The organism is Clostridium paridis (assembly GCF_016765615.1).
GTDB lineage: Bacteria > Bacillota > Clostridia > Clostridiales > Clostridiaceae > Clostridium_T > Clostridium_T paridis.
The window spans coordinates 226392-242119 of record NZ_JAESWA010000017.1; the positions used below are offsets into that span (position 1 = coordinate 226392).

The following is a 15728-nucleotide window of genomic DNA, read 5'->3' on the forward strand; positions in this document are numbered from 1 at the left end:
CCAAAAAAAAAATAATAATACAAAAAATAAAAAGGCTATAAAAGCCTTTTTATTTTTAATATATAAAAATTATATTATTCTGTAATCACATCGTAAATTAATGTCTTTGAAACATTTTCACCTTGCTGAATTTCATAATTATTTAGTAAGTCTTCTACAGCCTTATCACCCTTTAATTTATCATTTGAGTAGATTTCAGCTAAAATATCTCCACTCCTTACATAATCACCTTTTTTCTTATGAAGTACTATTCCTACTGAAAGATCAATAGTTGCTTCTTTCGTAGCCCTACCAGCACCTAATTCCATAGCAATTAATCCAACTTTTTCTGCATGAATCTTATTTATATATCCTTCTTTTTTAGACACTACAGGAATTATGTATTTAGCATCAAGTAGTTTTTCTGGATTATCTATAAGTAGAGAATCTCCTCCTTGTGCTTCAACAAATTCTTTAAATTTATCTAAAGCCTTACCATTTTCAATATTTTTAATTAACAGTTCTTTTGCCTCGTCAACTGTATTAGCTTTTCCTGCAAGAACCACCATATAACTTCCTAAGGTTAAACATAACTCTTCTAAATCCTTTGGACCGTTTCCTTTTAATGTATCAATAGCCTCTTTTACTTCAAGAGCATTACCTATACCATATCCAAGTGGCTCATCCATATCTGAAATAATTGCTACAGTTTTTCTGCCTACATTCTTTCCTATTTCAACCATTTCTTTTGCTAAATATCTTGCACTTTCAATATCCTTCATAAAAGCGCCTTCTCCAACCTTGACATCTAATACAATTGCGTCAGCACCTGCTGCAATTTTCTTAGACATTATACTAGATGCAATAAGAGAAACATTATCTACAGTAGCAGTTACATCTCTTAATGCATATAATTTTTTATCTGCTGGAGCTAAATTTCCTGTTTGAGCTGCTAATGCAATTTTATGTTTATTAACATTTTCTATAAATTTATCTTTACTTAAATCCATAGAAAAACCCGGGAAGGATTCTAACTTATCTATAGTCCCACCAGTATGTCCAAGACCTCTTCCTGACATCTTTGCTACAGGTATACCTAACGAAGCTACAAGAGGTCCTAATACCATAGTAGTAGTGTCTCCAACCCCTCCAGTAGAATGCTTATCTACCTTAATTCCTTCAATAGCATTAAGATCTAAAATGTCTCCTGAATTTACCATTGCCATTGTTAAATCAGCTGTCTCTCTTTTATTCATCTTCTGAAAATATATTGCCATAAGTAATGCAGATACCTGATAGTCTGGAATTGTTCCATCAGTATACCCATTTACGAAAAAATCTATTTCCTCCTTCGTAAGCTCATTTCCGTTTCTCTTTTTTTGAATAATATCGTACATTCTCATATATAATTCCTCCTTATGTGTAATCGCTAACATATTATTATCTAATAAAGGGACAAATTAAATGTCCCATTTATGCTCTTGGATGTGACCTTTTATAAATTATATTAAGTCTATCAGAATTAATTATTTCATAATAGGTATCCATATAAGTTAATACTTGATTGCCTAAAAGTTTTTGTACCGCTCTTACGTTTGCACCATTTTGCAACAAATGTACTGCAAAGGAATGTCTAAAAGTATTTAAATTTACTGTTTTACTTATCCCTGCTCTTTCACAATATGACTTTACGATTCTCCAAACACCTTGTCTTGTAAGCTTATTCCCATTTAAATTAATGAAAACATATGGAGAATTTAAATAACTAATTCTATCTCTTTCAGCCAAATAAACTTTTAATGCTTTTACTGCAGATGAACCTATCGGAATTAATCTCTCAGTATTTCTATTATCTGTACAATTTACATATGAGAGTTCCATATTAATATCTTGTAACTTTAATGAAGTTAACTCACTAACCTTCATACCAGTTGCATACATTACTTCTAAGAGAGCCTTGTCTCTAATACCTTTAATACTATCGTTCTCTACAATATTGATTATCCTATCAATTTCTTCAACTGTCAATATTTCTGGAATTCTTTTAGTTAAATTTGTTGTTTTATAATTAATTTCTGGTATTTCCTTAATCAATGAACTCTTTTTCATAAAACCGTAAAAGTTTCTTATAGAAATAATTATTCTATTTATACTTCTCTCACTTTTACCTTCTTGTACCAAAAAATTAATATAATTAGTTATAGTTTTTTCATCTGTATCTAACAATTCAATCTTTCTGTCTCTTAAGAATTTATTATACAGGGTAATATCTGTTACATAAGCTAAAACAGTATTCTTGCTTTTTGAACTTTCCCGTAAATATTCCTCATATTTTTTTAATATCTCCTTCATTTTACTCTCCCATAAAATTGATTGAATTAAAGATCTTAAGAGTTTTAGCTATAAATCTCGGTCTATGTTGCATAAAAATTGAGGGCTAGAAAATTTTTATGTTGCCATAAACTAATATTTCAACTTAAACCCTGAAACATATTTTAACTGTAAAATTGGGTAATAATAAGTTTTATCAAATTAGGGCTGACAAAAGTTTCAATAAATATTCCTATACCCAATAATATGGAAAAAACTATCAATATATTCCCAAACTCTCTTATTTCAAAAGATATTTTTTTACTTTTATTCCTAAAAGCTATTAACTTTCCTATAGACATATTTAAGAATATAGAACTAAAAAGTAACATTACCGGCACTATAATTATGTTTTGGGGAATTACTGCACCAATAGCTAGTCCAATACCTTTATATTCATAGGTAGTTAATAGAAATGAAAATGTAAACCCTACCGTGTACCCTTTCCACAGATTAGCTAATAATAAAAATGGAAAACCTAATATAAATATTCCTGATATAAAAATTATTCCAAACAAAGTAAAATTGCTTTTAAATGAGGATAGAAAAATTTCATTATAATTAATTGACTTATCTCCTAATGAAGATATAAATGTTGAAAAATATTTATTTAATTCAGTTGTATTATTATCTCCCATGTATTTAATAGTATAGGCACCTAAAACTACACCAATTGAAAAAAATAGAAAGGTTGCTAAATATGCAACTTTATTATTCCTTATGTTATCTTCCATTAAATTTTTTATTTCACTCATCATACCCCTCCTTGTTACCATAATTATTTTTATGAGTACTCATGAAGATTTATTCTCTACATAATAAAAAAATCGCTAAGGCGATTATGAGCCGTCGATTTTTTTCTCGCATCTGCCTTTCCAACCGCATGTGAGGAAAAACTGGCAGGCGACTAATTCTTTTTTTACTCTTTAGGGGTATCCATTGAATCCTTAGATTATAATTCAAACTTATATTTTTATCACAACCTTAAAATATTATAAATTCCTAAAGAGAAAAAAAAATACAGACTCATAATTTGAGTCTGTATTTTAAAATAGGTTAAATCATCGTATATAATAATGCGGCTAAGGTTTTACCATCCTTAATTATTCCTTGTTTTATCATATCTTTTAGCTCTTCTAAAGAATACTCTTTAACATTAATAAATTCATCTTCATCACCTTGCTTAATTCCATTTCTTAACTCTTTAGCTGAATATATATATAAATATTCATCACAAAAACCAGGTGCTGTTGCAATTTTCCCTAAAAATTCTATATTATCTGACTTGTATCCAGTTTCTTCTTCAAGTTCCCTTTTTGCGGTATGTAAAGGATCTTCACCTTTATCAATTTTTCCTGCTGGAATTTCTAATGTTATTTCATCTAATGGTTTTCTATATTGCTCTACTAAAAGAATTTTATTATCGTCAGTGAATGCTATGATAGCTACTCCCCCTGGATGTCTTAAAATATCTCTTGTAGCAATATTTCCATCTGGTAATAGTACTTCAACATTTTCATAAACTAAAAAGCTACCCTTATGTATTAATGTAGTTTTTAATGTTTTTTCTATTAAATCCATAACTTCTCTCCTTAACTATATCCAAATACTTTATTCTTATTAATATTAAAACGTTAACTTATGCTATTATTTTTTCTTATATAGGGTTTTAAGTTCAACTATTAACTTATTCATGCCTGAAAATGTCTAGAAGCCGACATTTTCAAACAAGTATAAGTTAAGTTTCCTATAAAAAACCCTATAGTTGTTCAATAGAAGAAATATGACTAGTATGAATCGCAGTGTTCATATCTATATTAAAAAACTTATTAGTTTCTTTAATAATTGACATTACATTTCCAGCTTCATCTTTAACTTCTTCCTTTTCATAGCAAATATCTATAATATCAGATACAGTTATATTTTCATTACTTAAAACATATTCCTTACCGCTGTCCATTATTAATTTTACAGCCATAAAAATCCCTCCCTTTTATACTTATATATTATACACTTAATCTTATCAACAATCTTTATAATTTAATGTTTTATAAGCTCTTCTAAAGCCTTAATCTGTTTCTCCTTATTTTTTATCGCTAACGACAATATTCTGTATGTTTCAGATTTTACATCCTTTTCGTTTTTTACAAATCTTCCTTGAACGTCTATAAATAATGCTTTAAGATCTCTGTTAAGATTAAGAGAAGATACCAAAAATTCATTTACATTGTGAATTTCTGGCATATCAAGCTTTTTACTGAATTCATTAATTATGAAAGCTATTTTGTCATAAACATAAAAATCGATTTCATCTAATTCCAATTTCTTAGCTTCCTCTTTAATAGCCTCATAATACTCGATGGTCTTTTTAACTTGTTTAATTAATACCTTTGATATAACTCTTATAGAAGGAACATCAGCATTTTCGTTAGCTATATTTTCGTACATTTTTATTCTTCTCTTATCAATTACAATTGCTTTATCTATTAAATCAATTACGTTATACGCCATATTTCCTCCACCTTTATTCTTTTGACTTTATCTGTTGTAATTTTAAACATCATTTGTAACTATATTTTGTATAAAAAATACACATATAAACTATACATTGTTAATTTTAGCTATTTTATTTTAATGCTAAAAAGGTAAAACATCAACATTTTTTCTCATTTTTATTAATTCACTTACATGAATAAAATAATAATTACATTTAAAGGTAATATTTTAAACACTGCTATTACATTTTCTTTGTTATCATATAACAAAACATCCCATATCTTCTTAATCAATTATATAACTAACTAAGACAACAAGGGATGTTTTTTCTCTTATATTCTCAAATTATGTTGCAAAATTTAGATTTATTTTAATAATTATTGCTTTTTATCCTAGCACTCATACCCTCTAAAAAATTGCTATGCATTACTTTTTAACTTACTTTGTTTTTAAGTCTTAGCTTGTCAGCTACCATTGCTATAAATTCACTATTTGTTGGCTTACCTTTGTCGTTGTGTATTGTATACCCAAATAGCTTGTTAATTGTATCTACTTGACCTCTTCCCCAAGCTACTTCAATTGCATGTCTTATTGCTCTTTCTACCCTGGAAGCAGTAGTATTATACTTCTTCGCAATAGATGGATATAATTCCTTTGTCACAGCAGATAATAATTCCATATCATTAACAACCATAGTGATTGCTTCTCTTAAATACATATATCCTTTAATATGAGCTGGAACTCCTATTTCATGAATTATATTTGTTATTTCTGTTTCTAGATCAATTGGTTCTTTTTTAGTTTCTAATTTTACTTCTTGAGATTCTGCTACTGGCATCTTCTTTTTAACATCTTCACTTGAGATTGTATTATTAAACATTTGTCTTATTCTCTTAGTGAAAACATCCATATCAAAAGGCTTTACTACATAGTAATCTGCACCTAAAGTAATAGCTCTTTGAGTTATCTTATCTTGTCCAACTGCGCTTAATACAATAATTCTTGGCATTGGATCTAAATCCATTGCTCCTAATCTCTCTAATACTCCAAGTCCATCAAGATGAGGCATAATAATATCCAAAACTACCAAATCTGGCTTCTTTTCTTGGATCAACTTTAACGCCTCTATTCCATCTTTAGCGATACCTGTAACAATAATATCCCTTTGGTTTAATAGATAGTCATTTAAAATATTACAGAATTCTTTGTTATCATCTGCTATTAAAACTGATATTTTTGAGTTTTGCATAACATTCTTCCTTTCAATTTATCTACCATAATTTTACATTAATATTATTCGACAAAGGTTATTAGTTTCCTTCTAAATTATAATAAAAATTTATTTTTTTATTGAATTACTGCTGTTTTAATTAAATTATAACATATATTAAAAAATTATTACTATATTTTTATAAAAATTGTACAAATTACTCTATTAAATATTCTTCAGAAATATAAAAGGTTCATACGTATTTTATATTTACATATGAACCTTTTATATTATTTTAATATGTCTGAATCTTGAAGCATCCATTCTATATATATACCATAACCAACCTCAGGATTGTTAATTAAAACATGTGTTACAGCTCCTATTAACTTTCCATTTTGAATTATTGGTGAACCACTCATTCCTTGAACTATACCACCTGTCTTCGCTAGTAATTTTGGATCTGTTACCTTAATTATCATACTTTTTGGACCAGGTTTATCTTGAACAAGTAGTTTACTTATTTCAATGTCGTACAATTGAGGACCATTTTCATCAATTGTAGTAAGAATTTGTGCTTTACCTTCTTTTATTTCATTTCTTAATGCTATTTTCATAGGTTTATTGTTTATATACTGATTGTTTTCTTTTAATTCTCCAAATATTCCACAGTATGTATTTTGATTTATTGTGCCTAGTGGTTCGTTTTCTTCAACAAAAATTCCTCTCAATTCACCTGGGGAACCCTTTTCGCTTTTCCTTAAGTTTATTATTGATGATTTAAGTAGACTACCACTTTTTATTTCTATAATTGAATTAGTATCTCCATCAATAATCGCATGGCCAAGTGCTCCGTATTTATTGGTTTTCTTATCATAAAATGTTAACGTACCTACACCAGCTGTTGAATCTCTAACCCATAAACCAATTTTATACTTATTGTCTACCGAGGACTTAACTCTAGTTATTTCTTTATTTATCTTTTTTCCTGACTTACTTATCTCAAAATCTAACTTATCATCCCTACTATTACTTACTTTTCTTATTAGATCTTGTGAGTCTTCCACCTCTTCATTGTTTATTCTTAATATTACATCACCTATTTCTATTCCCTCTTCTTTAGCCGGTGATACTACTTTGTTTTCATCAATCTGTATATCTGAATAACCTACTACCAATACACCTTTTGAGGAGAGCTTTATTCCTACAGGGACGCCTCCAGGATAAACTTGAATTTTATCAGAATCTTTTAAGCTTACTTTATTAACTGTTAAGCTATCTAGTGAACTTGTTAGCTTATTATTTAGTCCGGCATCAGTTGGTAAGAATGCCATTTGAGAATTATCAGTAGTTGAACTAAATAAACTCTTATTTATCCCACTTCCTATATTTAAATTAACCATTAATAGAAGTATTAGGGGAGCGAAAACTAAATTTTTCAATGATTTTTTTTGATTTTTCATTTTTTCTCCTCCTTTCGCCTCTATCTTTAAATTACCCTTGTATAGATTACAATATGCTGTGATAACTTTGTTATAAAGTCAAAAATATTATAGTTATGCCTTAAATTTTCTAAAAAATAAAACTGATAACAATGTTATCAGTTTTATTTTGGCTATTTTTACTAATTTTATTCATTTTTTATTTCCATTTTATCTTTTAAAGCATCAGCCATTTTTATTATTTCTTTTGAATGTTCGATGGTAACCTTAGTAATTTCAGCCCCGCCAATCATCTTAGCTATTTCATTAATTTTTTCATCTTTGCTTAATATTTTGATATTTGAATAAGTTTTGCCCATTTTTTCTTCTTTAGTTATATAGTAATGACTATCAGATAAACATGCAATCTGTGGTAAATGAGTGATACATAAAACCTGATGCCTATTCGAAATTTCATATATTTTTTCACCAACAGCCTGTGCTATTCTTCCACTTATTCCAGTATCTATTTCATCAAATATTATTGTTTCAATATTATCCTTTTCAACAAATACAGCTTTCAAAGCTAGCATTATTCTCGATAATTCTCCTCCGGATACTATCCTATCTAAAGACTTCAAAGGCTCTCCGATATTTGTAGAAATTAAAAACGTAACTATATCTTTTCCTTTATAGTTAAAGTTTTTATCTTCTTCTACATCTATTTTAAAGCTACATTTTTCAAGGCCCAAAAACTTCAATTCCCTAGATATTTTTTCTTCTAAGTATTTTGCAAATGTTATTCTCTTTGTCCTAATTTTATCCGTTATTTTATGTAATTCTTCAATTATTTTATTGTTTTCATGTTCTAATAATTTTACCTTTTCTTCAATATTTATCATATCATCATATTGTTTTTTAATTTTCTTATAATAAGCTAAAATCTCTTCAATTGAAGGGCCATATTTCTTTTTATACCCAGCTATTTTGTAAAGTCTTTCATTTATATAAGATAACTCATCTTCATCATAAACAACATCATCTAGAAGAGCACCTATTTCTCTAGAGTTTTCTTCTAATAAATAAAATGCCTCATTTATGCTTTCATTTATTTCTTTTATTTTATAAATATGCTTTTCTACACTTGTCAATTCTTGTACAACATGACTTATATTATCTAATATTGATTTACCATCCATTTGATCTTTCAAAAGAGAATATGAGCTATTTAGTGCTAAACGTATCTTTTCTGCATTAGATAATACACTTAACTTTTCTTTAAGCTCCTCTTCTTCATTTTCTTTTAATTTTCCCTCTTCAATATCACTTATTTGATATTTTAAATAATCAATTAGTTTGTCTTTATCTTCAACACCAACTAATTTTCGTATTTCATTTTCAATATTTAAGCTCTTACTTCTTAGTTCTCTATAATCTTCTATAAGTTTATATAAGCTATCATCACCAAAGCTATCTAAGTAAGTAATATGTTTACTTTTATCTAATAAGTTTTGATTCTCATGTTGTCCATGTATATCAATAATCCTCTCAGATATTTTTTTCAAATTCGAAATAATTATACTCTTGCCATTAACTTTAGTAATACTTCTTCCATTTATAAATGACTCTCTAGAAATTATTATTACTTCGTTTATATCTACACCATTTTCATGTAAAATTTCATTTACTTTTTCATTTTCTACTGAAAAAATTGCTTCAACATAAGCCTTTTCTTCTCCAGTACGGATAATATCCTTATTAAATTTTCCACCTAATACAAAGTTTATCGCATCAATCAAAATCGATTTTCCAGCACCTGTTTCACCTGAAATTATATTAAATCCGTATGAAAAATCCACTGTCATTTCTTCAATTAATGCAAAATTTTTAATACTTAATTGTAATAGCATCCTACACCACCTTACAATTTACTCATTAATTAACTTTCTTAAACTACTTACAATCTCTTCCGCATTTTCAATTGTTCTAACAAGTATGAAAATCGTATTATCTCCTGCAATTGTTCCAGCAATATCTTTATAATCTAATGTATCTAATGCTTCTGCTGCAGCATTTGCAGAACCAGATATGGTTTTCACTACTACAATCTTATCTACATTTTCTACATGTAAAACAGAATTTTTTAATATGGATGTAAGCTTATCAACTATAGAATTTTTATCATTGGTAGGCATAACGTATTTATATCTTCCTGATGAACTTTGCACCTTAATTAATTTTAAAAGTTTAATGTCTCTAGATACTGTAGCTTGTGTTACATCAAACCCAGCATCTTTCAATGCTTCTGCTAGTTCTTCTTGAGTTTCTATATCTATCTCTTTAATAATCTCAAGTATTTTCTGATGTCTATTAGATTTCATCATTATCACCTTCACAATAATTATTTGTATTTAAAAGTTTAGTCTTAAGTAATTTAAAATAATCATAGTCATTAAATAAAAGTACCTTACAATTACTATCGGATTTTTTTATCTTAACTTTTTGCTCTTTGTCTAGCTTTATAGCTTTCTGCCCATCTATCGAAAGATATATCTCCTCATCATAGCTTTCACTTAAAATAGTTATTTCCGAACTGCTTTTCAAGATAATTGGGTGCATATTCTTTGTATGTGGGCATATAGGGGTTAAAAGTATTATATCTAAAGTAGGAAAAATTAGTGGACCGCCTGCAGAAAATGAGTATGCTGAAGATCCAGTTGGAGATGCAACAATTATTCCATCTCCTTTAAAAGATGTAAATTCAACTCCATCAACAAAAATCGTAAACTTTCCCATTCTTGATAGGGTTCCTCTAGCAATTACTAAATCATTTAGCGCTATTCGAGTAAATTCTTCTCCATCTTTTAAAAGACTTCCTTGTAACATAATTCTATCTTGAATAAAATAATCCTCTTTTTTAAGCTTATCAATTATATTATCTAAGTCAGTAATATCTGCAGATGTTAAAAATCCTAAGTTTCCTATATTTATTCCTATAACTGGACACTTAATATATCCGTTTAGCCTTCTAGACGCCCCTATCAAAGTTCCATCTCCACCTAATACGACAAGCAAATCTAAATCCTCATCTAATTTGTCTAAAAGATTTTCTGAATTATAAGCCACTTGCACCTGTGAATTTTCATATGCTTTATTTAATTTTGTAACAACTTCATCCAATATCTTTCCGTCTTTGTCTTTTGAAGGATTAATGATTACCCCTATTTTTTTCATAAAATCTCCAATCTATTTTAAAGTTCATTATGTGCTCTATCTACTATTTCTTTGATTTTCTCTAGATTAAAATTACTTTGAACTTCTGAATTTTTAGTAAAATATATTAAAAATTCCATGTTACCTTCTGGACCTTTTATAGGAGAAAAACTTAAATCTAATATATTTAAGTTTTCATCGTATAAATAATTAGCAATTGATGTTATGACTTCTTCATGAGTACTTTTTTCTCTTACAACACCCTTTTTACCAACCTTCTCTTTTCCTGCTTCAAATTGAGGTTTTATTAATGCAATTACCTCTCCATTATCACTAAGTAATGAAACAACTGCAGGCATAATCTTTTTAAGTGAAATAAAAGATACATCAATTGATGCAAAATCTGCTGCTTCTCCTAAATCCTCTGGAGTTACATATCTGATATTAGTTCTCTCCATACAAACGACCCTTGGATCCGTTCTAAGCTTCCATGCAAACTGACCATAGCCTACATCTATGGAAAATACCTTTTTTGCTCCATTTTGCAGCATACAATCAGTAAAACCTCCAGTTGATGCTCCAATATCTAAGCAAGTTTTCTCTTTTAAATTCATAGAGAATTCCTTTATCGCTTTTTCAAGCTTATAGCCACCTCTACTAACATAAGGCATTTCTTGGCCCTTAAACTCTATTTCTGCTGTAACTTTTATTTTCTCTCCACACTTATCAACTCTTCTGCCATCAATGAAGATTTTTCCAGCCATTATTTGAGCTTGAGCTTTTTCTCTTGATTCAAAAAATCCTTTTTGAACCAACAGAACATCTAATCTTTCTTTAGTATCAGCCATTATATACTCCTTATTTAATATTATATATTATTTGTTCACTTATACTTTGAGGATCTAACCTATATTTCTTATATAATATGTCAACATCTCCATGAGGTACAAAATCATCATTAAATCCGAAAGTAGTAACCTTTATCGAAGAATTGATCTTACTTATATATGAAAGTATTGTTTCTCCGAATCCGCCTCGTATAACATTATCTTCCATGGTAAAAATCATTGTATTCTTTTCTATTAATGCATCAATTAATTTAGTATCAATTGGTTTTATAAATGTAGCATTTATTACAGTAGGATTATATCCTTGCTTAACCAAAATATCCTTTGCCTGCATCGCGAAATCAACCATTTTACCTGCTGCAATAATTGCAAAATCTTTCCCTTCATTAAGTGTTTCCCATTTTCCAAGTGAAAAGCTCTCTAAAGGTATAAAATCAGTCTTTCCATCAGCTCCTCTAGGATATCTTATTGCAATCGGCTCATTTTGACTTAATGCAAATTCAAGCATTGGATAAATTTCTGAGGTACATTTTGGAGTTATTATATTTAAGTTCGGAATATGTGAAAGATATGAAATGTCAAATATACCCTGATGCGTTTCTCCATCTTCACCTACCAAGCCTGATCTATCAATTGCAAAAACTACTGGCAATCTTTGAATACAAACATCATGCAAGACCTGATCATAAGCCCTTTGTAAAAATGTTGAGTATACAGCAAATACTGGTCTTAATCCTTCCTTGGCTATTCCTCCTGCTAGGGTAACTGCATGTTGCTCTGCTATACCAACATCAAAAAATCTATTTGGATATTTTTTAGAAAATTCTTTTAATCCCGTTCCATCAGGCATAGCTGCTGTAATTGCCACCAAATCATTTCTTTTTTCTCCTATGTCAACCATCGCATCACTAAAAGCCTTTGAATAAGTAACCTCTTTCTTTATAGTAACTTCTCCATTCCCTAAATTAAATGGTCCAATTGCATGAAACTTATTTGGATTTCCTTCTGCTAATTCATAACCTTTTCCCTTTTGAGTAATAGTATGTATTATAACTGGTCTTTTTAATTCTTTAGCTTTTGAAAGTATAAAGTTAAGTTCTTTAATATCATGTCCATTTATAGGGCCCAGGTATTTCCATCCCATATCTTCAAACAGCATAGAAGGGACAACTAACTGTTTTAAGCTATCTTTGATTTTTCCTATTGAGTCAGCAATTGTACTTCCAAACTCAGAATTTCTTAATGTATAATTAATGTCACTTTTTAATTTATTATATCCTGGCTCGGATCTGAACTTATTAAGGTATGAAGCTAATCCACCTACATTTTTGGATATACTCATACCATTATCATTAATTATTACAATTATATCTGTCTTTCTATAGCCAGCATCATTTAAAGCCTCTAAGGCCATCCCTCCAGTTAATGCTCCATCTCCAATAACTGCGATAACCTTATTTGTTTCTCCTTTTATATCTCTTGCTCTCGCCATACCAAGGGCTGCAGAAATTGATGTTGAAGAATGCCCTGTATCAAAAAAATCATATTCACTTTCCCATGCTTTTGGGAAACCGCTTATTCCTCCGTATTTTCTTAATGTATTAAATCTATCCTTTCTTCCAGTTAAAATTTTATATACATAAGATTGATGCCCTACATCCCAAACAATTTTATCTTTAGTAAAATCAAAATTTTTAAATAAACTTAATGTTAATTCTACGACACCTAGATTTGATGCCAAATGCCCACCAGTCTTAGATACGCTATTAATCAAAAATTTTCTGATCTCCACTGATAATTCTTCTAAACTTTTTAGCGACATATTATTTATGTCCTTTGGTTCTCTAATGTTATCTAATAAATTAAACATATTATCATCCTTTAGATTAATTTTCTCTATTTAAAAGCATAAAAGTTAATTCTTTTAAGCTTGTTGTATTCACTGTTAATGATTCTAAAATATCAACACATTCATTAGTTAAATTTTCACAAATTTCATTACATCTTTCTAACCCATATGTTGTAATAAAGTTTGTTTTATTATTATTCTCATCACTTTTAATTTTCTTACCTAGTTTTTCTGTATTTCCTACAACGTCTAAAATATCATCTTTAACTTGAAATGCTAAACCTAGTTTTTCACCATATAATCTTAATTTATCAATATCATCCTCACTAGCTCCAGCCACTACTGCTCCAGATAATATTGATGCTTTTATAAGTTCTCCAGTCTTTTTTTTATGCATATATAATAGCTCGTCTTCTGAAATAACTTTTCCTTCATTAATTATGTCAACTACTTGACCACCAATCATTCCCTCTGAGCCTGATGAATTCAAAATAATTTTAGATGCTTCCAATGTATAACCACCATTTTTTATAGAATAATCAATTAATATATTGCAAGCTTCATTTAGTAAGGCATCTCCTGCTAAAATAGCAATTGCTTCACCATAAACTATATGATTTGTTGGTTTACCTCTTCTCAAATCATCATTATCCATAGCTGGCAAGTCATCATGAATTAATGAGTACGTATGAATCATTTCTAGTGCTAATGCTAAAGGTAACGCCCTTTCATAATTATCCTTATACATATTATAAGTAAGGAGACAAAGAATTGGCCTTATTCTCTTTCCACCAATATTTAAACTGTAATTTTGAGAGTCATAAATAATTTTATTTAATCCATTTCTTTCTTTAAAATAATTCTTTAATTCTTCATTAAAGTAATCTCTAATTGTATCAATACTCATAGCTACTCCTTTATTTTTTCCTCAAGACCTTCATTTATAACTTTTAACTTTCCTTCCATAGAATCCAATGTTAAATAAAGTTTATTAACTAATTTTACACCTTCTTCATAAATTTTCATAGATGTTGAAATATCTACTTGATTGCCTTCGAGTTCTTCAATGATTAATTCTAGTCTTTTAATCATATCCTCATAATTTTCTGATTTTTTTGCCATTAAATCACCTACTCTATTCTTTAATTATATTTATTTCTGCCCTCTTATAACCATCCTTAAAATTAATTTTATATTCTCCAGAAGAAAAATCTTCTTTAGATTTTATAATTTCACCTTTATCGCTTTCTAAAATTACGTATCCTCTGTTTAAAACATTTATAGGACTCTTTGCTTCTAATACATTCTTTAATTTCATCAAATTTTGTTTTTCTGAATTTATTTTTAAACTTATACTTCTATCAAGCAATCCCTTTAAGGTTTCAACTTCTTTATATTTATTTATTAAATAATTTTTAGGGGAATTTAATTTTAGAACCTTCTCTAAATGTTCTATTCTTATTCGAGAATTATAAATTTTATTTTCCATGGATGAATTTAATTTATTTTCTATATATGCTATTTTCCCTAACAACTCTTCTTTATCTGTACTTATTATTTCTGCTGCAGCAGAAGGAGTTGCAGCTCTTACATCTGAAACAAAATCACAAATAGTAAAATCTACTTCGTGACCTACAGCTGAAACAACTGGTATCTTTGATTTATAGATTTCTTTAGCAAGCTCTTCGTTGTTAAAAGCCCATAATTCTTCAATAGAACCGCCGCCTCTACCAATGATTATTACATCAATCTTTTCTTTTGCTCTTTCATTAAAATATTTCAATCCTTCTATTAAGGATTTAGGTGCGGCTTCTCCTTGAACTAAAGACGGATACAAAAATATATCAATAGAATTGTTTCTTCTATGAACCACATTAATAATATCCTTAATAGCTGCTCCAGTTTCAGAGGTTATTACCCCTAAAGTTTTAACATAGCTTGGAATATTCTTTTTATGTTTCTCATCAAATAAACCTTCATCTTTAAGTTTATTTTTAAGATTTTCAAATTGTGCATAAAGATCACCGATTCCTGCATCTTGGGCTTCTCTAACATAAAGTTGATAATTCCCTTCCTTAACATATGATGAAAGCCTAGCCTTTACTATAATGTTTTGACCTTCTTTCATCCTGAAATCATTCTTAGACGCATCACTCTTAAACATTACACAGTTTATTTTAGAAAACTCGTCTTTTAATGAAAAATAGATATGACCTGAAGAGTGATATTTTAAGTTAGAAATTTCACCCTTCACAGATAAATTATTAAGTATAAAGTCATTATCAAAAATTCTTTTTATATAATTGTTAATATCAGTAACACTTAAGGTTTTAATATTCATA

The 15728-nt window shown here is 28.7% G+C and carries 16 protein-coding genes; all 16 read right to left on the reverse strand.

What is annotated here, in order from left to right; genetic code table 11:
• Positions 1-74 precede the first annotated feature (74 nt).
• Positions 75-1382, reverse strand: coding sequence for a pyrimidine-nucleoside phosphorylase (locus JK634_RS04225; RefSeq protein WP_202766373.1), 1308 nt, complete (start codon positions 1380-1382; stop codon positions 75-77).
• Positions 1383-1452: 70 nt separating this feature from the next.
• Positions 1453-2331 carry a tyrosine-type recombinase/integrase gene (locus JK634_RS04230; protein WP_202766374.1) on the reverse strand — a complete coding sequence of 293 codons (879 nt, stop codon included), beginning with the start codon at positions 2329-2331 and terminating at the stop codon, positions 1453-1455.
• Between the two features lie 143 nt (positions 2332-2474).
• Positions 2475-3104 carry a stage II sporulation protein M gene (gene spoIIM, locus JK634_RS04235; protein ID WP_202766375.1) on the reverse strand — a complete coding sequence of 210 codons (630 nt, stop codon included), beginning with the start codon at positions 3102-3104 and terminating at the stop codon, positions 2475-2477.
• Positions 3105-3405: 301 nt separating this feature from the next.
• Positions 3406-3930 (reverse strand): NUDIX hydrolase, encoded by a 525-nt coding sequence (locus JK634_RS04240; protein ID WP_202766376.1) that lies wholly within the window; start codon positions 3928-3930, stop codon positions 3406-3408.
• Between the two features lie 178 nt (positions 3931-4108).
• Positions 4109-4327: a hypothetical protein gene (locus JK634_RS04245; RefSeq protein WP_202766377.1), complete on the reverse strand. Its 219-nt coding sequence runs from the start codon at positions 4325-4327 to the stop codon at positions 4109-4111.
• A 62-nt stretch (positions 4328-4389) separates the two neighbouring features.
• The gene (locus JK634_RS04250; protein WP_202766378.1) at positions 4390-4860 is read right to left on the reverse strand and encodes a hypothetical protein; all 471 of its coding nucleotides are present in this window, start codon (positions 4858-4860) and stop codon (positions 4390-4392) included.
• 418 nt (positions 4861-5278) lie between these two features.
• Positions 5279-6094, reverse strand: coding sequence for a sporulation transcription factor Spo0A (gene spo0A, locus JK634_RS04255; RefSeq protein WP_202766379.1), 816 nt, complete (start codon positions 6092-6094; stop codon positions 5279-5281).
• 251 nt (positions 6095-6345) lie between these two features.
• Positions 6346-7518 carry a SpoIVB peptidase gene (spoIVB, locus tag JK634_RS04260; protein ID WP_202766380.1) on the reverse strand — a complete coding sequence of 391 codons (1173 nt, stop codon included), beginning with the start codon at positions 7516-7518 and terminating at the stop codon, positions 6346-6348.
• A gap of 167 nt (positions 7519-7685) precedes the next feature.
• On the reverse strand, positions 7686-9386 hold the full coding sequence (gene recN / locus JK634_RS04265) for a DNA repair protein RecN (RefSeq protein WP_202766381.1): 1701 nt from the start codon (positions 9384-9386) through the stop codon (positions 7686-7688).
• A gap of 18 nt (positions 9387-9404) precedes the next feature.
• On the reverse strand, positions 9405-9857 hold the full coding sequence (locus JK634_RS04270) for an arginine repressor (RefSeq protein WP_202766607.1): 453 nt from the start codon (positions 9855-9857) through the stop codon (positions 9405-9407).
• Positions 9847-10710 carry an NAD(+)/NADH kinase gene (locus JK634_RS04275; RefSeq protein ID WP_202766382.1) on the reverse strand — a complete coding sequence of 288 codons (864 nt, stop codon included), beginning with the start codon at positions 10708-10710 and terminating at the stop codon, positions 9847-9849. The genes JK634_RS04270 and JK634_RS04275 overlap by 11 nt, the downstream gene beginning before the upstream one ends.
• Positions 10711-10727: 17 nt before the next feature.
• Positions 10728-11537: a TlyA family RNA methyltransferase gene (locus tag JK634_RS04280; protein WP_202766383.1), complete on the reverse strand. Its 810-nt coding sequence runs from the start codon at positions 11535-11537 to the stop codon at positions 10728-10730.
• A 10-nt stretch (positions 11538-11547) separates the two neighbouring features.
• Positions 11548-13407 (reverse strand): 1-deoxy-D-xylulose-5-phosphate synthase, encoded by a 1860-nt coding sequence (gene dxs, locus JK634_RS04285; protein WP_202766384.1) that lies wholly within the window; start codon positions 13405-13407, stop codon positions 11548-11550.
• A 16-nt stretch (positions 13408-13423) separates the two neighbouring features.
• Complete coding sequence (locus tag JK634_RS04290) at positions 13424-14293, reverse strand: polyprenyl synthetase family protein (protein ID WP_202766385.1); 870 nt, start codon at positions 14291-14293, stop codon at positions 13424-13426.
• A gap of 2 nt (positions 14294-14295) precedes the next feature.
• The gene (gene xseB / locus JK634_RS04295) at positions 14296-14508 is read right to left on the reverse strand and encodes an exodeoxyribonuclease VII small subunit (RefSeq protein ID WP_202766386.1); all 213 of its coding nucleotides are present in this window, start codon (positions 14506-14508) and stop codon (positions 14296-14298) included.
• Between the two features lie 13 nt (positions 14509-14521).
• Positions 14522-15727, reverse strand: a complete 1206-nt coding sequence (gene xseA / locus JK634_RS04300; protein WP_202766387.1) for an exodeoxyribonuclease VII large subunit — start codon at positions 15725-15727, stop codon at positions 14522-14524.
• Position 15728: the final 1 nt, after the last annotated feature.